Consider the following 22,565-nt stretch of genomic DNA (forward strand, 5'->3'; position numbering starts at 1 on the left):
GTGTAGGCGTTGAAGATCACGTGCTGCATCTGGGTGATGTCCTTGGCCGGGGCGATGATCTGACCATTGGCCAGGGCATCGCTGTATTTTTTTGCCAGGGCCAGGAAGCCGATCGCCGGGTTGGCATCGAACAGCTTGATGAAGCCGGCGGTGGTGGTGCAGATCAGCAGCCATGCCGCCGGCACCAAGGTTACCCAGATGTAGCGTTGGCGTTTCATCTTGATCAGCACTACGGTGCCGAGCATCAGCGCTATACCGGCCAGCATCTGGTTGGAGATACCGAACAGTGGCCACAAGGTGTTGATGCCGCCCAGCGGGTCGATTACGCCCTGGTACAGCAACCAGCCCCACATGGCCACACAACCGGCGGTGGCGATCAGGTTGGCGGTCCAGGATTCGGTGCGACGCAGGGCCGGCACGAACGAGCCGAGCAGGTCCTGGAGCATGAAGCGCCCGGCACGGGTACCGGCGTCGACCGCGGTCAGGATGAACAGCGCTTCGAACAGGATCGCGAAGTGATACCAGAACGCCATGGTGTTTTCACCCGGCAGGACACTGTGCAGGATCTGTGCGATCCCCACCGCCAGGGTTGGCGCACCGCCGGCACGGGCCAGGATGGTGGTTTCACCGATGTCGCGGGCCACCGCTTGCAGGGCTTCCGGGGTAATCGCGAAGCCCCAGTTGCTGACCGCTGTCGCGACCGCCACCACATCACCGCCGACGACCGCGGCCGGGCTGTTCATGGCGAAGTACACGCCCGGCTCGATCACCGACGCGGCAACCATTGCCATGATCGCGACGAACGACTCCATCAGCATGCCGCCGTAACCGATGTAGCGGGCGTTGGTTTCGTTATCCAGCAGTTTCGGCGTGGTGCCGGAAGAGATCAGCGCATGGAAACCCGACACCGCGCCACAGGCGATGGTGATGAACAGGAACGGGAACAGACCGCCCTTCCATACCGGGCCGGTACCGTCGATGAACTGGGTCAGGGCCGGCATTTTCAACTCGGGCATGGTGATCAGGATGCCGATGGCCAAGGCGACGATGGTGCCGATTTTCAGGAAGGTGGAGAGATAGTCACGCGGCGCCAGGATCAGCCACACCGGCAACACCGCCGCGACAAAACCGTAGCCGATCAGCATCCAGGTGATTTGTACGCCAGTGAAGCTGAACGCCTTGGCCCACACCGGGTCCGCGGCGATCTGCCCGCCGAGCCAGATCGAACCGAGCAGCAACAGCACGCCGATCACCGAGATTTCACCGATGCGACCGGGGCGGATGTAGCGCATATAGATGCCCATGAACATCGCGATCGGGATGGTCGCCATCACCGTGAAAATGCCCCACGGGCTTTCGGCCAGGGCTTTGACCACGATCAGCGCCAGCACCGCGAGGATGATGATCATGATCAGGAAGCAACCGAACAGCGCGATGGTGCCGGGGATGCGACCCATCTCTTCACGGACCATGTCGCCCAGCGACCGGCCGTTGCGGCGGGTGGACATGAACAGGACCATGAAGTCCTGCACGGCACCGGCCAGCACCACGCCGGCGATCAGCCACAGCGTACCGGGCAGGTAGCCCATCTGCGCGGCCAGCACCGGGCCGACCAGCGGCCCTGCACCGGCGATGGCGGCGAAGTGGTGACCAAAAAGAATGTGTTTGTTGGTCGGAACGTAGTCCAGACCGTCATTGTTGAGTACAGCGGGAGTGGCCCGTCGCGCATCGAGCTGCATGACATTGTTGGCGATGAACAGACTGTAGTAGCGGTAGGCAACCAGATAGATGGCCACGGAAGCGACCACAATCCACAAGGCGTTGATTGCCTCGCCTCGGCGCAATGCCACGACACCCAGGGCGCACGCACCTACGATTGCCAGCAACAGCCAAGGCAAATGGCGTAGCGGGCTATTATTATTTTTCATTTTATTATTCCAGCCAGAGTGGACAAGAAAGACAGCCACCTCGAGTTTAGCGCTCCTGACGGCAAAGGCCATACCCCGACATTGGTCTGGACACCGGCACCCGCTGGCAGCCTTTGATCAGGCGGGTCTATAGTCAGCGTACATTTCCGAGGATCGCGCCATGATCGAGCACCCTGCCGAACGTCGCCGCTTCAAACGTATTGCGTTCGATGCCCGAACCGAGCTGAGTCAGGGTGAATCCACCTGGCCGGTGAAGCTGGTTGATCTGTCGCTCAAGGGTTTACTGATCGAGCGACCCGATCCGTGGTCGGGCAATCCACGGCAGGATTTTCTGGTCGACATTCATCTGAGCGAAGAGGCCGACATCACCATGGATGTGCGATTGACCCACGACGACCATGGTCAACTCGGCTTTGCCTGCCTGCACATCAGCCTGGAGTCCATCGAACGCCTGCGGCGGTTGATCGAGCTCAACCTTGGCGACCAGCAGGAGCTTGAGCGCGAACTGGGTGCCCTGATCGAAGTCTGACCGCCCGGCATCTATCCAGTGTGGGAGCGAGCCTGCTCGCGAAGAGGGCATCACATTCAACACTGATGTTGTCTGTCATACCGCCTTCGCGAGCAGGCTCGCTCCCACAAGGTCAGTGTTTATTCGAACAATGCGTCGAGTGCCTGCTCCAGGCGCGTAACGGCAATGATCTGCAACCCTGCCGGTGCCTCTTTCGGCGCATTACCCTTGGGCACGATGGCCCGCTTGAAGCCGTGCTTGGCCGCTTCTTTCAAACGCTCCTGGCCGCTCGGCACCGGGCGCACCTCACCGGACAGCCCGACTTCACCGAACACCAGCAGATCGTGGGGCAACGGCCGGTTACGCAAACTGGACATCACCGCCGCCATCAACGCCAGGTCGGACGCCGTTTCCAGCACCTTGACCCCACCGACCACGTTGAGGAACACGTCCTGATCGTGGGTCGGAATGCCACCGTGACGGTGCAGCACCGCCAGCAACATCGCCAGCCGGTTTTGATCCAGCCCCAGCGTGACCCGACGCGGGTTGGCCAGGTGACTGTCGTCCACCAGCGCCTGAACCTCCACCAGCATCGGCCGCGTGCCTTCCCAGGTTGCCATCACCACACTGCCTGGGACCTCTTCCTGGGCGCGGGTCAGAAAAATCGCCGACGGATTGGAGACTTCTTTCAGTCCCTTGTCGGTCATGCCGAACACGCCCAGTTCATTGACGGCACCGAAACGGTTCTTTACCGCCCGCAGCAGACGCAGGCGTCCATCGGACTCACCTTCGAAATACAGCACGGTGTCGACCATGTGCTCCAGCACCCGAGGGCCAGCCAGCGCGCCTTCCTTGGTAACGTGGCCCACCAGGAAAATCGCCGTACCGCTCTGCTTGGCATAACGCACCAGCAACGCCGCGCTTTCGCGCACCTGGGATACACCACCCGGTGCCGATTGCAGTTGCTCGGTAAAGATCGTCTGGATCGAGTCGATCACCATCACCCTGGGCTTTTCCTGGCGGGCCGTGGCAATGATGGCTTCGATGCAGGTCTCGGTCATGACCCGCAGTTGATCCTGAGGCAACCCCAGGCGTCGTGCGCGCATGGCCACTTGTTGCTGGGACTCTTCACCGGTGACGTACAGCGCCGACATGCTCTTGGCGAGGTTGCACAGGGTTTGCAACAGAATGGTCGACTTGCCGATGCCCGGGTCGCCACCGATCAGCACCACCGAGCCATCCACCAGCCCTCCGCCCAGAACCCGGTCGAGTTCGCTGGATGCGGTGGAGAAACGCGGAATTTCTTCGACACTGACTTCAGCCAGGGTCTTGATCTGCGCCTGCTGGCCAGCCCAGCCGGTACGACCGCTGGGGGCGGCTGCCCCGCCGCTTTCCACCAGGGTTTCGGTGAGCGTGTTCCAGGCCCCGCACTCACCACACTGGCCAGCCCATTTGGGGAAAGTTGAGCCGCACTCGGTGCAGCCGTACATGCGCTTGGCCTTGGCCATCGGAACTCCCGGAAAAAAACGCGATGATAGCTCAGCTGGGGTGCGCGAGTGCGGCCAGATATTTCGCAAGCCCATTGACGGCTTCAAACATCCTGATTAAATCCAGGCATATTGAGATACACACTTCACGAAACCTTGTATAAGTTTTTCTCTCAATACGGCCAACAAACTCTAGCAATATGCCATACCGCATGACTTGAAACTTATACAAGATTTATTCATTCTCATTATTTATGCATAACTACGAATACACTTACACATAACACGGAGCCAACTCTGAGAATACACAAATTATTAAACAGAAAAAATTAACTAAATAGTTCGCACCACAATATGCACCATTAACTTTCAACACGACTTCCTGACTTCCAATTTCCGGATCAATTTCAACATCACGATTCAGTTGTTGTCTCTCAACCCTGGCTCGCTCATATAAACGCCGCCTGCTTACCCTGCAGAAGGGCTGGCCGCCCCGCAGATGCGATCGATCGGTGAGTTTTTCAACACAGCCAGGGTCGATTGCCGGCAAGCACAACAGGCACTTGATTCAAGCAGGATGCGATTTGCTGATTTACACTGCGTCTATCAACCTCATCTGTAACAAGGAAATAACCTATGGGCGTGTTAAACGAGTTCAAGGCCTTCGCGGTCAAAGGCAACGTGGTCGACATGGCCGTCGGCATCATCATCGGTGCGGCCTTCGGCAAAATCGTCACGTCGTTTGTCGGTGACCTGATCATGCCGCCAATCGGGATGTTGATCGGCGGTGTGGACTTCAGTGATCTGGCCATAACGCTCAAGGCAGCAGAAGGCACTACCCCGGCGGTGGTGCTGGCCTACGGCAAATTCATCCAGACCATCATCGACTTCGTCATCGTCGCCTTCGCTATTTTCATGGGCGTCAAGGCCATCAATCGCCTGAAGCGCGAAGAGGCCGTGGCCCCTAGCCTGCCGCCGGCCCCCACCAAGGAAGAGGAACTGCTGGGCGAGATCCGTGACTTGCTCAAGGCCCAGAACAACCGGCCTTGACTGCATTGGCAGAAAGAAAACGGCGCCTTTGAGGCGCCGTTTTTCTTACCAGAAGTTTTCCACCGCCACCTGGCCCGGTCGCCGGCTGAGGCTCAAGTGCATGTCCCATTGTTTAAGCAGCTTGCGCGTGTCATCGATCATCTGCGGATTGCCGCACAGCATGACCCGTGAATGCTCGGGCGTCAGCGCTACACCGGCGACGCGCTCCAGCTCGCCGTTTTCAATCAGCGTGGTTATCCGCCCGTTCAATGCACCAGGATGCTGCTCACGAGTGACCGTGGTGATGAATTGCAATTTGTGTGCGTATTCCGCCAGATACTCACGTTGCGTCAGCCCTGCGATCAGTTCCAGATAAGCCAGCTCCCGGGCTTCACGAACGCTGTAGACCAGGATGATCCGCTCGAATCGCTCCCAGACTTCGAAGTCCTGGAGTATCGACAGGAACGGCGCCAGGCCCGTGCCTGTGGATAACAACCACAGGTCACGCCCGTCTGCAAAGCGGTCAAGCGTCAGATACCCAAAGGCCTGTCGGTCGACCAGCAGTGTATCGCCAACACCCAGACGGCTCAGCTCGCTGGTGAACTCACCGCCCGGTACGACAATGGAAAAGAACTCCAGGAACTCGTCAAACGGCGAGGACACCATGGAGTAGGCGCGCCATACCGTGCCGCCGTCAGCCTTGGTGACGCCCAATCGGGCAAACTGCCCTGCCCGAAAACGAAACCCCGCATCCCGCGTGGCGCGCAGGGTAAACAGGTTCGGAGTCAGAGGATGCACCTCGAGCAAGGTCTGGCGCGTAAATTTTTCTTCACTGACGGACATGGAAGGCTCCAATCAACAGACACCCCCAGTGTCCCGCAAAGGAAGCAGCGTAACCACCGGTAATTTGTAGTGGCATTAATGTGCATCTGTGACCGCTTACTAAACACCACAAACAACCATAGATATAAAATGACACATGGCATCTTATAATTCATCGATAGCCTAAGAACCTGAAATACACTTTTCCAACAATCAAAGAGCAAAATTGTCGCACCATATCCGTAGGAATTGCCCTACACTCGTGACGTGCCGGATTTCGGATCCAATTTTTTACAAAAAGACGCACTTATGGAGAACATTCCATGGAGATCTGGAAAGAATCACAACTCAAGCAATTGGCGCATACACAAGAGATCAATACGGCCTATCAAATCGCACTCAACTTCGCCAGAAACCTGGGATATAAATTTTGTGGATTTTCAATTACTTCGAACTCAGTCGGGGTCGACACCCGTTCAGTGAACCTGAACAATTTCCCCCATGAGTGGAATATTCAATATGAAAAGAACAACGCCACGCAAATAGACCCAGTAGTAGCGCATTGCAATCACTCAATGTTGCCTGTTCTCTGGAGCAAAGAGCTTTTTTCCAGTACGCCATGGCTCTGGCAGTTGTTACAGCAACAAGGTTTGCAGCATGGTTGGTCCCAGGCGATCCACGATGAGGAAACCGGCCTGCACAGCATTCTCAGCCTGGCCAGAAGCCATTGCCCGATCTCGGCCTATGAGCTGTACGAGAATCTCGGATTTTCGGTATTCATCAGTCGCCATTTGCACGCTCTTGCGATCGCCATGCAACCGAAAAAACCGGCTCACCCCAAGGCTTCCCCCTTGTCACGGCGGGAACTCGAAGTACTGAAACTGTCGGCCGATGGCAAGACGGCCTATGAAATTGCCAGGATCCTCAATTTGAGTGAACGCACCGTCAACTTTCATGTGCACAGGGCTATCGAGAAACTCGGCGTCAACAACAAGATTGCGGCCGTCATCGCCGCGGCCCGGTCCGGAGCCATCTGAAAACGCCCGGCGGCGGGAAAACCTGCGGGCAATCCAAGGTAAAAAAACGTACCATTTGCGATCCTTCTTGAGTGTTGACGTGTAGTCCTTCCCGACGCAGTACACTCGGACGGCTCCGCCCGCTCCAACGCCTTCAGGCAGCGGGACATCCGTTGATAATCCAGAGCCCCACCCCATGCCTTTGCTCGAAACCCCCTTCGCCAGCCTCGACCTGATCCGTCAGCCCGAACAGCAGAACGAACCGCTGCAAGCCTTCGATGCGGCCGATGAATACCTGCTCAATCATCTGGCCGAACAGCAGCCGGCGCCAGACTCCCGGGTATTGGTGCTCAATGACAGTTTCGGCGCGTTGGCCGCCAGCCTGGCGGGTAAGGTGCGGGTGGTCAGCAGCGGTGATTCGTTCCTGGCTTTCCAGGGTATGGAAAAGAACCTGGTGCGCAACGGCCTGGCGTTTGATGCGGTACCGGGCATCCCCGCCAGCGAGGTCCCTCTCGGGCCGTTCGACTGCGTGCTGATTCGTGTACCGAAAACCCTGGCGCTGCTGGAAGAACAACTGATCCGCCTGCAAGGCCAACTGGCACCCGGCGCCCAAGTGGTTGCCGCGGCCATGATCAAGCATCTGCCCCGGGCGGCGGGAGACTTGCTGGAGCGTTACATCGGCCCCGTGCAAGCCTCGTTGGCCGTGAAGAAGGCGCGGCTATTGATTGCCACGGTTCAAGACAAAACGCCAGTCGTATCGCCTTACCCGACGCGATACAGACTCGATGAACCGGCTATCGAACTGCTCAACCACGCCAATGTGTTTTGCCGTGAAGGCCTGGACATTGGCACCCGGGCGTTTTTGCCACACCTGCCGAAAAACCTCGGCACGGCGCGGGTCGCCGATCTCGGTTGCGGCAACGGCGTTCTGGCCATCGCCAGCGCCCTGCAAAACCCCGAAGCCCACTACACCCTGGTGGACGAATCCTTCATGGCCGTGCAATCGGCCCGCGAAAACTGGCGCGCAGCGCTGGGTGATCGGGAAGTGACCGTGCGTGCCGGCGATGGCCTGGCCGGCCAGGAAGCGCAATCGCTTGATGTCGTACTGTGCAATCCACCGTTTCACCAGCAGCAAGTGGTTGGCGACTTCCTGGCCTGGCGGATGTTCCAGCAGGCGCGCGAAGCGCTGGTCGTGGGCGGCGCGCTGTACATCGTCGGCAATCGTCATTTGGGTTACCACAGCAAGCTGGCGCGGTTGTTCCGCGGCGTCGAGCAAGTGGCGGCCAATCCGAAGTTCGTGATCCTCAAGGCACGCAAGTAACAGGCAAAAAAAACCCTCCGGTCGGAGGGTTATAAAACCGTGCCTTGAGGCTACGGGAGAGATGTCAGTGCGTGGTCAGGCCGGCCGCGTTCATGAACAGTCGCATCAGGCTGGCGACGATGAACAAGGCGCCCACGCTGCCGACCCAGATCAGCGCCAACCAGCCGAGCCGCTGCCACAGCGGCTTTTTTTCGGCTTCTTCAATGTCGTGCAGGGAATGTTTGGCAGCCATAACGTTTCAATCCTCTTCAAGATTGATGGCGTCGCCTCCGACGCCATCGCGAGCAAGCTCGCTCCCACAGGTGCAGGGTGCAACAGGCTAGTGATAGCCGTCTTCATGGGTGACCTTGCCGCGGAACACGTAGTAGCTCCAGAAGGTGTAGCCCAGGATGAACGGGATGATGAACAGCGTGCCCACCAGCATGAAGCCCTGGCTTTGCGGCGGCGCGGCCGCATCCCAGATCGAGATCGACGGCGGGATGATGTTCGGCCACAGGCTGATGCCCAGCCCGCTGTAACCGAGGAAGATCAGCACCAGGGTCAGCAGGAATGGCGTGTAGTGCGCATTGCGGGCCACGGCGCGGATCAGGCCGTACATCGTCACCAGCACCAGGATCGGCACCGGCATGAACCAGAACAGATTCGGCATGGTGAACCAGCGTGCGGCGATTTCCGTGTGGGCCAGCGGGGTCCAGATGCTGACGATGCCGATCACTGCCAGCAGCACGTAAGCCAGTGGCCGTGCCAGGTCATGCATCTGTTCCTGCAACTTGCCTTCGGTCTTCATGATCAGCCAGGTGCAACCGAGCAACGCATAGGCCACCACCAGCGCCGCACCACAGAACATCGTGAACGGCGTCAGCCAGTCCAGTGAACCACCGGCGAACTGCCGGTTGACCACCGGCAGCCCATCGATGAACGCGCCGAGCGCAACGCCCTGGAAGAACGTTGCAGTGACCGAGCCACCGATGAACGCCTTGTCCCACAGGTGACGCTTGTCATCCCTGGCCTTGAAGCGGAACTCGAAGGCCACACCGCGGAAGATCAACCCGATCAACATCAGGATCAACGGCAGGTACAACGCCGAAAGCACCACCGAGTACGCCAGCGGAAACGCGCCGAACAACGCCGCGCCCCCCAACACCAGCCAGGTCTCGTTGCCGTCCCAGACAGGGGCGACGGTGTTCATCATCACATCGCGATCGGTCTTGCCCGGAATGAACGGGAAGAGAATGCCGATGCCCAGGTCGAAACCGTCCATGACCACGTACATCATGATGCCGAAGATGATGATCACGGCCCAGATCAGCGGAAGATCAATACCCATGATTCAAATCTCCTTGGTCAGGCTGTGGTCGGCATCGACGTGATCGTCGTCGGCTGCGGACAGCGGACGGGCCGGTGTGCGCTTCTGGCCGGGGCCGCCGTCGTTGGTTTCCTTGCCTTCGTCGATCTTCGGCCCCTTGCGCACCAGGCGCATCATGTAGCCAAGACCGGCGCCAAACAGCGCGAAATAAACCACGACAAACAGGATCAGGGTGATGCTCATCTGCATGAAGCTATGGTTGGACGACGCATCCGCCGTACGCATCAGGCCGTAGACCACCCACGGCTGACGACCGATTTCCGTAGTGAACCAGCCGGCGAGGATCGCGATCAGGCCTGACGGCCCCATCCACAACGCCAGGTACAGGAACGGCCGCGAGGTGTAGAGGGTGTCACGCTTGCGCAGCCACAGGCTCCACAACCCGGTGAAGATCATCAGGAAGCCCAGGCCCACCATGATCCGGAATGACCAGAACACGATGGTCGAGTTTGGCCGGTCTTCGGGCGGGAACTCCTTGAGCGCCGGCACCTGTTTATCCAGGGAATGCGTGAGGATCAGGCTCCCCAGGTACGGGATTTCGACAGCAAACTTGGTCCTCTCCTCCTTCATGTCGGGCCAGCCGAACAGGATCAACGGCGTCGCCTCGTTGCCTTTGTTTTCCCAGTGCCCCTCGATCGCAGCGATTTTCGCTGGCTGATGCTCCAGCGTGTTGAGGCCGTGGAAGTCACCGATGACCGCCTGGATCGGCGCCACGATCAATGCCATCCACATGGCCATCGAGAGCATCTTGCGGATCGCCGGGTTGTCCTTGCCGCGCAGCAAATGCCAGGCCGCGGAGGCACCGACGAAGAAGGCCGTGGCCACGAACGCCGCCGTGGCCATGTGCATCAGGCGATAAGGGAACGAGGGGTTGAAGATAATCGCCAGCCAGTCGGTGGGGATGACCTGGCCGTTGACGATCTCGAAGCCCTGCGGGGTCTGCATCCAGCTGTTGGAGGCGAGAATCCAGAAGGTCGAGATCAGCGTACCGATAGCGACCATCACGGTGGCGAAGAAGTGCAGGCCACGCCCGACCTTGTTCCAGCCAAACAGCATGACGCCGAGGAACCCGGCCTCGAGGAAGAACGCCGTGAGCACTTCATAGGTCAGCAACGGCCCGGTCACGGAACCGGCGAAGTCCGAGAAGCGGCTCCAGTTGGTGCCGAACTGATAGGCCATTACCAGGCCGGAAACCACCCCCATGCCGAAGTTGACGGCAAAGATCTTCGACCAGAAATGATAGAGGTCACGGTAGGTGTCGTCATGGGTTTTCAGCCAGAGGCCTTCGAGTACCGCCAGGTAACTCGCCAGGCCGATGGTGATGGCCGGAAACAGAATGTGGAACGAGATGGTGAACGCGAACTGGATTCGGGCGAGATCAAGTGCCTCTAAACCGAACATAAGTCTTCCTCTGTCAGGTAGTACGGCTGCCGGCTGGAAGCCTGCACCCACGGCCCCCACGGATATGGAGTGTGGCGAATCCCTTTTTGTTCTTTTTCTGCACGCATCACAACGCAGGGAGTCTGGCCTTGCGGCCGCCGGATCAATTCCCTTTGCGGGTCTTGATCTGGATCAATCAACGTTGAAAGAGTAGTCCCATTTTCGGGGATAACCCGCGTGGTCTTTTGCCGCGTGACAAGTTGCCTCATGGCCTTTGTTATCTGCTGCAACACATATCCTGTGGGAGCGGGCTTGCCCGCGAAGGCGGAGTGTCAGCCGACTTCAATGCCGGATGTGCCGCCCTCTTCGCGGGCAAGCCCGCTCCCACAGTGTTTCCTGTGTTCTCAAGATAGGTATCTAGCTAACTAAATTTTTTGTCATGGCAACTTCCTGTTACAGGTTGATGCTAATCTCGCCGTTCCCCTCTCCCCAGATTTTCCCGCAGATGCCCAGCCAAGAGCCCTTGCTGTTACGTCACCACCGTCCTTTTCTTGCGTTCTGGCTGGCCCGGATATTCACCGCCAGCGGCTTCCAGATGCTCACCGTGGCCATCGGCTGGAACCTGTATCAATTGACCGGCAACGTGCTTGACCTGGGCCTGGTCGGCCTGGTCGAGTTCGCTCCGCGCGTGCTGTTCATGCTGCACACCGGGCACGTCGCCGACCGCTATGACCGGCGCAAGGTGGCGGCGATCTGCCAGTCCTTGCAGGCTCTGATCGCCCTGTCGCTGGCCATCGGCAGCGCGACCGACCATGTCACCCGGGAAATGATCTTCATCCTGGCCTTCCTGCTCGGTGCCGCTCGCTCCTTTGAAATGCCGACCACCCAGGCCCTGCTGCCCAGCATCGTGCCCAGCGCGCTGTTTCCCCGTGCGGTGGCCGCCGCGCAATCGGCCCAGCAATCGGCAACCATCGTCGCCCCGGCCCTGGGCGGCTTGCTCTACGCCTTCGGCAGCGTCTGGGTGTATGGCCCGACGGTGTTGTTGTATGTCATCGCCTGTTCGCTGATGCTCAACCTGCCAGCCCGGCAAACCCCGCTGAACAAGGGCAAGGCCACTCTGGATTCACTGCTGGCGGGCATTCGCTTCATCCGCAGTCGACCGGACATTCTCGGGGCGATCTCCCTCGATCTGTTCGCGGTGCTTTTGGGCGGTGCAACGGCGCTGCTGCCGGTGTTCGCCAAGGACATCCTGCTGACCGGCCCCTGGGGACTGGGCCTGTTGCGCTCGGCACCGGCAGTGGGTGCGCTGCTGATGTCACTGCTACTGGCGCGGTTTGCCGTGGAGCGCAATGTCGGGCGGGTGATGTTCACCGCCGTGGGCATCTTCGGTGTGGCAACCATCGCCTTCGGCCTGTCGACCTCGTTCTGGTTTTCCTTGGCGGTGTTGGTGGTGTTGGGCGCGGCAGACATGATCAGCATGGTGATCCGCGCCTCGTTCGTGCAACTGGAAACCCCGGACGAAATGCGCGGCCGGGTCAGCGCCGTGAACGGTTTGTTCATCGGTGCTTCGAACCAGCTGGGAGAATTCGAATCGGGCCTGACTGCCCACTGGTTCGGCACCGTGCCAGCCGTGGTCATGGGCGGGATCGGCACGTTGGTGGTGACCGGGGTGTGGGTCAAACTGTTCCCGACACTGGCCAGCCGCGATCGCATGCACGTGGCTAAAGATGAAGAGAAGGAAGAGGCGAAAGCCTGAAACAACCTAAACCAACAACTCCCCCGCCACCGTCGTGCGCATGGCTTTGCCGCAGAGTTGCTCCACCAGTGCCAGGGCAAACGCCAAAGCGGCGCCTGAGCCCTGGGCAGTGATGCAATTGCCGTCGACCACCACCGGCTGATCGACGAAGGAGCAGCCCGACAGTTGATGGCTGGCCGAAGGCAGGCAGGTCATGCGCCGTTGGCGTAATACCCCAAAGGCCTGCAGCGCCACGGCGGGCGATTCGGCGATGCCGGCGAACAGGCGACCGGCTGCCGCCTGATCCTTGATCAACTGTTGCAGGGGTTGGTGTGCCGCCAGGTGCTGCGAACCCACCGCACCACCCGGCAAGGCGATCAGGTCAAAGGGTTGCGCCAGCAAGTCCACCAGCATCGCATCGGACGTCAGGCGAGTACCGCGGGCACAGGTGAGCATGCGCCGCCCTTCGATGCTGGCCACCACCACTTCTATTCTGGCGCGGCGCAGTACGTCGATCAGGGTCACGGTTTGCAGGTCGTCGGTACCCTCGGCAAGGGCAATCAAGGCTCTAAAGGTCATCGGGTACTGTCCACGGAGTGATCTTTTAAGCGTAGCCAGCTTTCCTGACCCTTGTTCAATACCTGCGGTTACTGGATATAAAGCTGCGTCGACATCGTATTGCCGGGCGCATTGATGGAAGTGTTGCTGAAGGTCAGCGTGCCTTCCTGCTTGCCTGCCAGATCAAGGGCATACAAATAGCCGACGGTTTTTTCCCCCGGGGTACAACTGGTCAGGTTGCCGTTCTTGAACGCGCAGACCGGTGTGCGGGTGCCATTCACTTCGAAACCGTCCAGGGCGACATGGGCCTCGCGCCCATAACCCACTTCCAGCACGTACACCGTGATATTCGGGCCATTGTGGTCGCAGCGGGTCCGGGTTTGCCCTTCGTCGATGTTCTCGACGCCACAGGACGGCGATGCGACTTTGAGCACTTTCAATTGCGTCAGCGGCGGAGCCGAAGCCGCCACGGCCGTTTGAGCCCCGAAAAACAACGCCATCGCTACTCCGAAGGCGGCAACCAGACGCTTTTTCATGCAGGACCCATCCACCCCAAAAAACCAGCGCGCAGTATGGCGCACTTGGCTTTGTCGCAAAACATCGACGACGATCACCACCATAAGCAGCCATATTCCCAAGCTACTGGTATGATGCGCGGCTTTTTCCGGCCCACAGTAATTTCCAGGCGCGTTCTGCTGCCTGTGCTTTGCTGTTGAGGTCGATACATTCACGGCGCCCGGCGCGCCACGGGGAGCAGACATGCTGGAAAGGCTGTTTCAACTCAAGGCACACAACACCAACGTGCGGACCGAGATTCTGGCGGGCGTCACGACCTTTTTGGCCATGGCCTACATTCTGTTCGTCAACCCGAGCATCCTCGGCGAGACAGGCATGGACAAGGGCGCGGTGTTTGTCGCCACCTGCCTGGCAGCTGCCATCGGCTCGACGGTCATGGGCCTGATCGCCAACTACCCGATCGCCCTCGCACCGGGCATGGGCCTGAACGCCTTCTTTACCTACACCGTGGTCCTGCACATGGGCCATACCTGGCAAGTGGCGCTGGGCGCGGTATTCATCTCGGCGGTGTGTTTCTTCCTGCTGTCGATCTTCCGCATCCGTGAGTGGATCATCAACAGCATCCCGCTGCCGCTGCGCTCGGCGATCGCTGCCGGCATCGGCCTGTTCCTGGCGCTGATCGCCCTGCACAACGCCGGTATCGTGGTCAGCAACCCGGCGACCATGGTCGGCCTCGGTGACCTGAAACAACCGGCGCCGATCCTCGCCACCCTCGGTTTTGCCCTGATCGTCGCGCTTGAAGCCCTTGCCGTGCGCGGTGCGGTGCTGATCGGCATTCTGGTGGTGACCATCGTGTCGATCGTGATGGGCTTCACCCCGTTCGGCGGCGTGATGTCGATGCCGCCGTCGCTGGCCCCGACCTTCCTGCAGCTGGACATCAAGGGTGCACTGGACATCGGTCTGGTCAGCGTGATTTTTGCGTTCCTGTTCGTCGACCTGTTCGACAACTCCGGCACCCTGATCGGAGTGGCCAAGCGCGCCGGCCTGATGGGCAAGGACGGCCACATGCCGAAAATGGGGCGCGCCCTGATCGCCGACAGCACCGCGGCCATGGCCGGTTCGCTGCTGGGCACCTCGACCACCACCAGCTACATCGAATCAGCCGCTGGCGTGAGTGCCGGTGGCCGCACCGGCCTGACCGCCATCGTCGTCGCGATCCTGTTCCTGCTGGCGCTGTTCTTCTCGCCACTGGCCGCCAGCGTTCCAGCCTTCGCCACCGCACCGGCCCTGCTGTTCGTCGCCGTGCTGATGACATCCGGCCTGGCCGAAATAGACTGGGACGACATCACGGTTGCCGCGCCGGTCGTAATCACCGCGCTGGCGATGCCGTTCACTTACTCCATCGCCAATGGCATCGCCTTCGGTTTCATTTCCTGGACCGCCATCAAGCTGATGTCCGGTCGCGGCCGTGAACTGAACCCGGCGCTGGTGATCCTGTCGATCCTGTTCGTGATCAAGCTGGGTTGGTTCAACGCATGACTTTTGATTCCCAGGCCTATGCCGTTCAGCTCGAAGAAAAGGTCACGCGTTTGCGCGACCTGCTGGCCCCGTTCGATGCACCCGAGCCAGCCGTTTTCGATTCGCCGCTGAAAAACTTTCGCCTGCGCGCCGAGTTCCGCCTGTGGCGCGAGGCCGGCGAGCGTCATTACGCGATGTTTTCCCAGGAAGACAAACGCACGCCGATCCTGATCGAAGAGTTCCCGATTGCCAGCCTGCGCATCAACCAGTTGATGCCGCAGCTCAAGGCTGCATGGCAGGCCAGCGCGGCCCTGAGCCACAAGCTGTTCCAGGTGGAGTTCCTGACCACGCTGGCCGGCGACGCGATGATCACCCTGTGCTATCACCGTCCGCTGGACGAGCACTGGCACGCGGCGGCTTCGAAACTGGCCACGGACCTGAACGTCAGCATCATCGGCCGTTCCAAGGGCAAGCGCGAAGTCATCGGTCACGATTATGTGGTCGAGCAACTGGACGTCGGCGGCCGTACCTTCAGTTTCCGTCAGCCAGAGGGCGCCTTCACCCAGCCCAACGGTACGGTGAACCAGAAGATGCTCAACTGGGCATACGATGCGCTTGGCGATCGCCCGGACGATTTGCTGGAGCTGTATTGCGGCAACGGCAACTTCACCCTGCCCCTCGCTACCCGCGTGCGCAAAGTGCTGGCCACCGAAATCAGCAAGACCTCGGTCAACGCAGCGTTGAGCAATCTCAGCGAAAACGCGGTGGATAACGTCACCCTGGTGCGTTTGTCCGCCGAAGAACTGACCGAAGCCCTGAACGAAGTGCGTCCGTTTCGCCGCCTGCACGGCATCGACCTCAAGAGCTACGAGTTCGGCAGCGTGTTCGTCGACCCGCCCCGCGCCGGCATGGACCCGGACACCTGCGAGCTGACCCGGCGCTTCGACAACATCCTGTACATCTCCTGCAACCCGCAGACCCTGGCCGCCAACATCGCCCAACTGCACGACACCCACCGCATCACCCGGTGCGCGATGTTCGACCAGTTCCCGTGGACCCATCACATGGAGTCCGGGGTGATGCTGACCCGGCGTTGATGGCTCCTGCCAGCCACAAAAAAGCCGTCTTCACGACGGCTTTTTTGTGGGCACTTGCAAGGCAGCATCGACCTTGCGCGGGCGCCCGCCTTTTCTGCCGTTAGCCCGCGCAGCTTCAGACTTTGCGGCGCTGCTCTGACGACCATTGCGCGAAGCGACGACCGAGGCCGCCATGGCCATCAGCGGCTTGCTCGCAGAGATCATCCCGGCGATAGAGACATGCAGGTCCTTGCCCTCATGGCACAGTGCAGTCCCCGCGTAGCCGAAAGTCAGACTGGAGAAGTCCTCGACCTCGAAATCATCGAACTCCGGATAGTTGGCCACGGGTAACAATACGCCGCTGCCGTCTTCGAAGCTGACGGCCAGACAGGGGGGCAAGTAAGTAACCGCTGTCGCTTGCAGGCTGTTTTTCTTGCGTATTTCGCCACGCTCAATGGCTTTGTCCAGGCCACTTTCCGTTATGGGATTATCGGCCTGAACCTTGGCTTTTATGGTTTTCATAACTCAATCTCCACACCTTCCTGTGTGCCAACCAGAGACAGCACTGTCTTGTTCGATTCAGGTACGTACCAAGCCGATCCAATCATATTGGTCGTGCTGACAACCCTTTTCACCACAACGACTTCGTTGCTTTGCCAGTCCCACAATTGATTATCAAGACAGGCCGTTTGCAGTTTTTGCCACCAGATACTCCGGGCGCGCCGCAAATGGGCAGGATGCTTGAGCGACTGGCGCAAACCCTCGAGCACCGCCAACGGTGGCCGGCGCGAAAGCGGGACAACATCCCAGAGCTCGACAGCGTTGTGCCAAAAGCTGAACCTGAATCTCGCACTCCACGTACCCGCTTCCACATGCGCATGAGGCGGACAATGCTCGTCTCGCAACATGATCACGACCGACAGTCCTTTGAAACTGCATACCTTCATGCTAACCCATCCGTTAGGTTAACGAATCCGTGGATTCGACATTCCCTGGAGAATCCGACCGCTGGCATTGGCAGTCGAATCGTTTCTTCCGTCCTCAGGCTAGCGTTCCGGCGATTCTCGGGCCTGCGGAGCACCACGCGAATTGGTAAGAAATCCTTTCTTTACAGCACTTGCACCTGATAAATACTGATCCAGTTCCCTCATCTGATCCCCGGTGTAATCAATCATGCAGCGACAATTCGACGATCTTCAGTTGGGCAGCATCGAACTGTTTTGCCTGGCCGCCGAGGCCGGCAGTTTTACTGCCGCGGCGCTGGTGGCAGGTGTCACGCCCGCTGCCGTCAGCCGTTCGGTGTCGCGCATGGAAGAACGCCTGGGCGTGCGCCTGTTCGCGCGCACCACACGCAGCGTGAAGCTGACCGACAGCGGTCGCCGCTATTACGAGGAATGCCGCCAGGCCCTGGCACAACTGGTCGAGGCCCAGCGTGAGGTGATGGGCCAGCAGCAAGTGCCGTCCGGTACTTTGCGCATCAGTATTCCGACCACCTACGCGCATCATCGAATCCTGCCGCTGCTGCCGGAATTTCGCGCGCGTTATCCGGCGGTGAAGGTCGAGTCGCACATCAGCAACCGCAACATCGATTTCGTCGGCGAAGGCTACGACATGGCGATTCGTGTGCGAGCCATCCCGGATTCGGGCCTGATCGCCCGACAACTGGAAGATGCCGCCCTGGTGATGATCGCCAGCCCTGATTACCTGAAACGGGCCGGCACTCCGCAAACCCTCGACGATCTCGAAAACCACGAATGCATTCAGTACGAATTGCCCAGCAGCGGCCGACGCATTGCCTGGCTGTTCAACGATGAAGGCCTGCCCCGGGAGATTCTGGCCGAGGGCAACCTCAGTTGCTCCGACGATGTGCTGGGCGGCGTGACCCTGGCCAAACATGGGGCCGGGTTGTTTCAGACCTACCGCTTTATCGTTGAAAAGGAGCTGGCCGACGGATCGCTGGTGGAAGTGCTCAAGCCGTATGGCGGACGCTCGCGGCCATTCACGCTGCTTTACCCGCAAAGCCGTCATGTCCCGCTGCGCTTGCGGGCGTTCATTGATTTTCTGGTGGAGCATCTGCCGCGCTGAACAGCGAAAGTGTCCGATCATCGCCCACAAACCGTCGGCGTGCCTTCTCTGCAATTGACCGAATTAACTAGTTAGTACAATTTATCTCCACAGGCCGGGAACCTCGGCCGATTCCAAAAACAATAAGTGGAGAGATTCCGATGCCCCCTATCGTTCTGGTGCTCAACGGCCCGAACCTGAACCTGCTCGGCACCCGTGAACCGGCGACTTACGGCCACGAAACCCTGGCAGACATTTCGGCCCTGTGTGGGCGCGCCGCCGAAGAATTCGGCCTGGCGGTGGAGTTTCGCCAGACCAACCACGAAGGCGAATTGCTCGACTGGATTCACGCGGCCCGCGGTCGCTGCGCCGGGATCGTCATCAATCCTGCCGCGTGGACCCACACCTCGGTCGCCATCCGCGATGCCTTGGTCGCCAGTGAACTGCCAGTCATCGAAGTCCACCTGTCCAACGTGCATGCCCGCGAGCCCTTCCGCCACCACTCGTTCGTATCTGCCATTGCGACGGCGGTGCTGGCCGGTTTTGGCAGCCACGGCTATCGCCTGGCGCTGGAACACTTCAGTCTTCGTTTGAAGGGGTGATCGCCGTGACTCAGAACAACGTGATACTGGCCGGGCTGATCGGCGCCGGCATCCAGGCTTCCCGCACACCGGCCTTGCACGAGCACGAAGGCGATGCCCAGGGAATGCGTTACCTCTATCGCCTGATCGACCTCGACTCGTTGAAACTCGACAGCAATGCCCTGCCCGACTTGCTGATGGCTGCCGAGCGCATGAACTTCACCGGTCTGAACATCACCTTTCCGTGCAAGCAGGCAATCATCCCGTTGCTCGACGAATTGTCGCCGGAAGCCCGCAGCATCGGTGCAGTGAACACCGTGGTCCTGAAGGGCGGCAAACGCATCGGCCACAACACCGATTGCCTGGGATTCGCCGAAGGGTTTCGCCGCGGCTTGAAGGACGTTGCCGTTGAGCGTGTCGTCCAGATGGGCGCCGGCGGCGCAGGGGCAGCAGTGGCCCACGCCTTGTTGAGCGAAGGCGTACAACGGCTGAGCATTTTTGACGTGGACATCCGTCGCGCCCAGGATCTGGCCGACAACCTCAATCAGCATTTCGGCGTCGGCCGGGCAATAGCCGGGTATGACCTGCCGAGCGCCCTGGCCCAGGCTGACGGCCTGGTGAACACCACGCCGATGGGCATGAAAAAGCTGCCGGGCATGCCGGTCCCGGCCGAGTTGCTTCGAGCCGAAATGTGGGTGGCGGAAATCGTTTACTTCCCGCTGGAAACCGAACTGCTGCGCAACGCTCGCGCCCTCGGTTGCCGGACGCTGGACGGCGGCAACATGGCGGTGTTTCAGGCGGTGAAGGCGTTCGAATTGTTCAGCGGCGTGGTGCCGGATGCCCAGCGAATGCTGGCGCACTTTCAGAGCATGAATGGCTGAAAAGCTTCGCGGGCAAGCCACGCTCCCACAGGATCGGAGCTTGCCCGCGATGGATTCAGGCTTGCAGGTAGCGCAGAACCGACTCGCAAATCATCTCCCGATGACGCTGCTTGATGCGTTCGTCCGGCAGGTCGATCTGAAAAATCTCACCAAAGGTATGGCGGTTCGAGACGCGATAGAAGCAGAACGAACTGATCAGCAGGTGCACATCCAGCGGATCAAGACCGGCGCGGAACAGCCCTTGCTCGGCGCCGCGACGCAGAATCTCGCCCAGTGAGTCGAGGATCGTGTTGTTCATCGCCTTGATCGCATCGGAGCGCTTCACGTACTCGGCGTTGTGAATGTTCTCGATGCTGACGATGCGCACGAAATCGACATTGCGATCATGGTGATCGAAGGTGAACTCCACCAGCCGCCGAATCGCCTCGACCGGCGCCAGTTCCGCCAGGTGCAGGCGATTTTCGGTGCTGCGGATATCGCCGTAGAGTTTCTCCAGCACCTCGACGTAGAGCTGCTCCTTACTGCCGAAGTAGTAATAGATCATGCGCTTGGAGGTGTGGATGCGCTCGGCGATGGCATCGACGCGAGCACCGGAAAGCCCCTGCTGGACGAACTCGACAATCGCCTCCTGCAGGATGTTCTCGCGGGTCTTTTCCGGGTTGTTCTTGCGACTCTTGCGCGGCTCGGCACCTGTTTCTGCGGAGGCTGCGGGGAGTTCTGAAGTCATTGTCATTGCGGGCTCAGGCCATCACTGCACAGGCTGGCGATTATGGGCCGCGCGACCCGGTGAAGGAAGCCGCGCAGTCCACGTTTAATCCCGCGCTTACGAATTTCCTACAACTTCGCCTGACGCAATGCGCCGCTACGGGATTTGGCCATGGCCGCCAGTCGCACCGCGACGTTGGCTGCGCCGTAGCCGGCATAACCGTTTTTACGCTGGATGATTTCAAAGAAGAATCGTCCCTCGAACGGCTCGGTGTACACATGAAACAGTTCACCGCCCTGGGCGTCGCGGTCGTACAACACATTGTAGTAGGCCAGTTCGCTGAGGAACTCGTCGTCGAAGTCGAACCGCGCCGCCAGGTCATCGTAGTAATTGAGCGGGATGTCCAGCAGTGGCACGCCCGCCTCTTTTGCACGGCTGACCTGGGCAAAGATGTCATCACAATCAAACGCGATGTGATGCACACCGGAGCCGCGATAACTCGACAGCGCGTGTGAGATCGCGGTGTTGCGGTTTTCGGAAATGTTCAGCGGCAGGCGGATCGAACTGTCGCGGCTGCGCAAGGCACGGCTCTTCACCAGCCCATAAGGATCCGGCAGCACGACTTCATCGTCCGCCTCGAAATCCAGCAGGCTCTTGTAGAACAGCACCCAGCTGTCGAGGCTGTCGGCCGGCAGCGCCATCGCCATGTGGTCGATGCGTTTGAGGCCGCCGTAGACCGGCGCTTGCGGGTAAAGATTGAAGTCAGTGCCATAGACATCGGCGTGTTGATCCACCAGATAGATCAGGCTGCCATCCGGCGCGCGCACCGCTGCCAGCTCCAGCTCATTGGGGCCGACCAGCCCGCGATAGGGCTGGCCCTTGTAGGCCACGGCACGGGCCAATGCACTCGCACTGTCCTTGACCCGCACGGCGGTCGCGCACAACGAAGGGCCGTGGGCTTCGAAAAAGCTGTGGCCGAAGGAGTAAGGCTCCGAGTTCAGGATCAGGTTGATATCGCCCTGGCGCAACAGGCTGACGCTCTTGGAGCGATGCTGCCCGGCCTTGACGAAACCCAGTCGTTCCAGCCAATGGGAGAGCTTGGCGCCGAGGCTTTCGTCCACGGCGAATTCGAGAAACTCGATGCCGTTGTACTCGCTGGCCTTGGGTGTTTCGAACAGAATTTCTGGCTTGGCCGCAGGCGAGGCCTCCTGCGCCAGACGCTCACGGGTTTTCTCTTCCAGGTACAACAACGAGCGCAAGCCGTCGGCGGCGTTGGCCCGTGGCGGCGCGGCGCGGAAACCATCGTTGAAGATTTCCAGCGACAACGGCCCGGTGTACCCGCTCTTGATGATCGGCGCGAGGAACCCCGGCAAGTCGAATTCACCCTGGCCCGGGAAGCAGCGAAAATGCCGGCTCCACTCCAGCACGTCCATGGCCAGGATCGGCGCGTCGGCCATTTGCACGAAGAAGATCTTGTCGCCGGGGATCTGGGCGATAGCACCGGGATCACCCTTGAGCGACAAGGTGTGAAAGCTGTCCAGCAACACGCCAAGGCTTGGGTGATCGGCTTGACGCACGATGTTCCACACCTGTTGATACGTGTTCACATGCCGGCCCCAGGCCAGTGCCTCGTAACCGATGCGCAGGCCGCGTGCCCCGGCACGCTCGGCCAGCAGCCGCAGATCGTCGACCAGAATCTGTTCATCGCCGACGGACTCGGCCGAGGCGTTGCTGCACACCAGCACCAGGTCGGTGCCCAGCTCCTGCATCAGGTCGAATTTGCGCTCGGCGCGTTCCAGGTTGCGCGACAGCCGGTCACGTCGACAGCCTTCGAAATCACGGAACGGTTGAAACAGGGTGATGGCGATCCCGAGATCGGCACACATCTGTTTAATTTCCCGTGGACTGCCGTCGTAGTAGAGAAGGTCGTTCTCGAAAATTTCGACACCGTCGAACCCGGCGGCGGCTATGGCTTCGAGTTTTTCCGGCAGGGTACCGCTCAAGGATACGGTGGCAATGGAACGCTGCATATTTCGGCTCCCGGTGGAGGCTTCGGCTACAGGGAATTTGCGC

22 protein-coding genes are annotated in these 22,565 nt (G+C 59.9%); 10 read left to right on the forward strand and 12 right to left on the reverse strand.

What is annotated here, in order from left to right; genetic code table 11:
* Window positions 1-1,928 (reverse strand): carbon starvation CstA family protein (locus tag ACLD1X_RS22870; protein ID WP_429371523.1); only part of this gene is annotated, 1,928 nt, incomplete at its 3' end.
* Between the two features lie 160 nt (window positions 1,929-2,088).
* Here ACLD1X_RS22870 and ACLD1X_RS22875 point away from each other — a divergent pair.
* Window positions 2,089-2,457, forward strand: a complete 369-nt coding sequence (locus ACLD1X_RS22875) for a PilZ domain-containing protein (RefSeq protein ID WP_429371525.1) — start codon at window positions 2,089-2,091, stop codon at window positions 2,455-2,457.
* A gap of 119 nt (window positions 2,458-2,576) precedes the next feature.
* On the opposite strand, the gene radA is transcribed toward ACLD1X_RS22875, so the two are convergent.
* The gene (radA, locus tag ACLD1X_RS22880; protein WP_429371527.1) at window positions 2,577-3,944 is read right to left on the reverse strand and encodes a DNA repair protein RadA; all 1,368 of its coding nucleotides are present in this window, start codon (window positions 3,942-3,944) and stop codon (window positions 2,577-2,579) included.
* Between the two features lie 615 nt (window positions 3,945-4,559).
* On the opposite strand from radA, the gene mscL reads away from it, so the two are divergent.
* On the forward strand, window positions 4,560-4,973 hold the full coding sequence (mscL, locus tag ACLD1X_RS22885; protein ID WP_429371529.1) for a large-conductance mechanosensitive channel protein MscL: 414 nt from the start codon (window positions 4,560-4,562) through the stop codon (window positions 4,971-4,973).
* A gap of 45 nt (window positions 4,974-5,018) precedes the next feature.
* Here mscL and ACLD1X_RS22890 read toward each other — a convergent pair whose 3' ends face one another.
* The gene (locus tag ACLD1X_RS22890; protein WP_429371531.1) at window positions 5,019-5,795 is read right to left on the reverse strand and encodes a ferredoxin--NADP reductase; all 777 of its coding nucleotides are present in this window, start codon (window positions 5,793-5,795) and stop codon (window positions 5,019-5,021) included.
* A gap of 302 nt (window positions 5,796-6,097) precedes the next feature.
* Between ACLD1X_RS22890 and ACLD1X_RS22895 the strand changes: the two genes are divergently transcribed.
* Both ACLD1X_RS22895 and ACLD1X_RS22900 read left to right on the forward strand, forming a co-directional pair.
* Window positions 6,098-6,811, forward strand: coding sequence for a helix-turn-helix transcriptional regulator (locus tag ACLD1X_RS22895; protein WP_429371533.1), 714 nt, complete (start codon window positions 6,098-6,100; stop codon window positions 6,809-6,811).
* Between the two features lie 175 nt (window positions 6,812-6,986).
* Complete coding sequence (locus ACLD1X_RS22900; protein ID WP_429371535.1) at window positions 6,987-8,111, forward strand: methyltransferase; 1,125 nt, start codon at window positions 6,987-6,989, stop codon at window positions 8,109-8,111.
* 64 nt (window positions 8,112-8,175) lie between these two features.
* Here ACLD1X_RS22900 and ACLD1X_RS22905 read toward each other — a convergent pair whose 3' ends face one another.
* The 3 genes from ACLD1X_RS22905 to ACLD1X_RS22915 all read right to left on the reverse strand — a co-directional run bounded on the left by ACLD1X_RS22905 (window position 8,176) and on the right by ACLD1X_RS22915 (window position 10,878).
* Window positions 8,176-8,343 (reverse strand): DUF2474 domain-containing protein, encoded by a 168-nt coding sequence (locus ACLD1X_RS22905; protein WP_007975773.1) that lies wholly within the window; start codon window positions 8,341-8,343, stop codon window positions 8,176-8,178.
* An 87-nt stretch (window positions 8,344-8,430) separates the two neighbouring features.
* A complete protein-coding gene (cydB, locus tag ACLD1X_RS22910) occupies window positions 8,431-9,438 on the reverse strand; it encodes a cytochrome d ubiquinol oxidase subunit II (RefSeq protein ID WP_429371538.1) in 1,008 nt (335 codons plus the stop codon).
* Window positions 9,439-9,441: 3 nt separating this feature from the next.
* On the reverse strand, window positions 9,442-10,878 hold the full coding sequence (locus ACLD1X_RS22915) for a cytochrome ubiquinol oxidase subunit I (RefSeq protein ID WP_429371540.1): 1,437 nt from the start codon (window positions 10,876-10,878) through the stop codon (window positions 9,442-9,444).
* A 484-nt stretch (window positions 10,879-11,362) separates the two neighbouring features.
* On the opposite strand from ACLD1X_RS22915, the gene ACLD1X_RS22920 reads away from it, so the two are divergent.
* Complete coding sequence (locus ACLD1X_RS22920) at window positions 11,363-12,613, forward strand: MFS transporter (protein WP_429371542.1); 1,251 nt, start codon at window positions 11,363-11,365, stop codon at window positions 12,611-12,613.
* A gap of 6 nt (window positions 12,614-12,619) precedes the next feature.
* On the opposite strand, the gene ACLD1X_RS22925 is transcribed toward ACLD1X_RS22920, so the two are convergent.
* The gene (locus ACLD1X_RS22925) at window positions 12,620-13,171 is read right to left on the reverse strand and encodes a DJ-1 family glyoxalase III (protein ID WP_429371544.1); all 552 of its coding nucleotides are present in this window, start codon (window positions 13,169-13,171) and stop codon (window positions 12,620-12,622) included.
* Window positions 13,172-13,239: 68 nt separating this feature from the next.
* Complete coding sequence (locus tag ACLD1X_RS22930) at window positions 13,240-13,686, reverse strand: DUF4879 domain-containing protein (RefSeq protein ID WP_429371546.1); 447 nt, start codon at window positions 13,684-13,686, stop codon at window positions 13,240-13,242.
* A gap of 223 nt (window positions 13,687-13,909) precedes the next feature.
* On the opposite strand from ACLD1X_RS22930, the gene ACLD1X_RS22935 reads away from it, so the two are divergent.
* Together ACLD1X_RS22935 and trmA are read left to right on the forward strand one after the other, a co-directional pair.
* The gene (locus ACLD1X_RS22935) at window positions 13,910-15,205 is read left to right on the forward strand and encodes an NCS2 family permease (protein ID WP_121105741.1); all 1,296 of its coding nucleotides are present in this window, start codon (window positions 13,910-13,912) and stop codon (window positions 15,203-15,205) included.
* Complete coding sequence (gene trmA, locus ACLD1X_RS22940; protein ID WP_429371548.1) at window positions 15,202-16,281, forward strand: tRNA (uridine(54)-C5)-methyltransferase TrmA; 1,080 nt, start codon at window positions 15,202-15,204, stop codon at window positions 16,279-16,281. The genes ACLD1X_RS22935 and trmA overlap by 4 nt, the downstream gene beginning before the upstream one ends.
* Before the next feature lie 30 nt (window positions 16,282-16,311).
* On the opposite strand, the gene ACLD1X_RS22945 is transcribed toward trmA, so the two are convergent.
* Window positions 16,312-16,782 (reverse strand): DUF2442 domain-containing protein, encoded by a 471-nt coding sequence (locus tag ACLD1X_RS22945; RefSeq protein WP_429371550.1) that lies wholly within the window; start codon window positions 16,780-16,782, stop codon window positions 16,312-16,314.
* Window positions 16,779-17,207 carry a DUF4160 domain-containing protein gene (locus tag ACLD1X_RS22950; protein ID WP_429371552.1) on the reverse strand — a complete coding sequence of 143 codons (429 nt, stop codon included), beginning with the start codon at window positions 17,205-17,207 and terminating at the stop codon, window positions 16,779-16,781. Before ACLD1X_RS22950 ends, ACLD1X_RS22945 begins: the two co-directional genes overlap by 4 nt.
* 226 nt (window positions 17,208-17,433) lie before the next feature.
* Here ACLD1X_RS22950 and ACLD1X_RS22955 point away from each other — a divergent pair, with 226 nt between their 5' ends.
* From ACLD1X_RS22955 to ACLD1X_RS22965, 3 genes are all read left to right on the forward strand, one after another.
* Window positions 17,434-18,345, forward strand: a complete 912-nt coding sequence (locus ACLD1X_RS22955; RefSeq protein WP_429371554.1) for a LysR substrate-binding domain-containing protein — start codon at window positions 17,434-17,436, stop codon at window positions 18,343-18,345.
* Window positions 18,346-18,485: 140 nt separating this feature from the next.
* Entirely contained in the window at window positions 18,486-18,926 is a 441-nt protein-coding gene (gene aroQ, locus ACLD1X_RS22960) for a type II 3-dehydroquinate dehydratase (protein WP_429371556.1), read from the forward strand.
* A gap of 5 nt (window positions 18,927-18,931) precedes the next feature.
* The gene (locus ACLD1X_RS22965; protein WP_429371558.1) at window positions 18,932-19,786 is read left to right on the forward strand and encodes a shikimate dehydrogenase; all 855 of its coding nucleotides are present in this window, start codon (window positions 18,932-18,934) and stop codon (window positions 19,784-19,786) included.
* A gap of 55 nt (window positions 19,787-19,841) precedes the next feature.
* On the opposite strand, the gene ACLD1X_RS22970 is transcribed toward ACLD1X_RS22965, so the two are convergent.
* Both ACLD1X_RS22970 and quiC read right to left on the reverse strand, forming a co-directional pair.
* Window positions 19,842-20,519: a TetR family transcriptional regulator gene (locus tag ACLD1X_RS22970; protein ID WP_429371560.1), complete on the reverse strand. Its 678-nt coding sequence runs from the start codon at window positions 20,517-20,519 to the stop codon at window positions 19,842-19,844.
* Window positions 20,520-20,620: 101 nt separating this feature from the next.
* Window positions 20,621-22,522, reverse strand: a complete 1,902-nt coding sequence (quiC, locus tag ACLD1X_RS22975) for a 3-dehydroshikimate dehydratase QuiC (RefSeq protein ID WP_429371562.1) — start codon at window positions 22,520-22,522, stop codon at window positions 20,621-20,623.
* Window positions 22,523-22,565: the final 43 nt, after the last annotated feature.

It is taken from the genome of Pseudomonas sp. 18173 (assembly GCF_050432945.1).
GTDB lineage: Bacteria > Pseudomonadota > Gammaproteobacteria > Pseudomonadales > Pseudomonadaceae > Aquipseudomonas.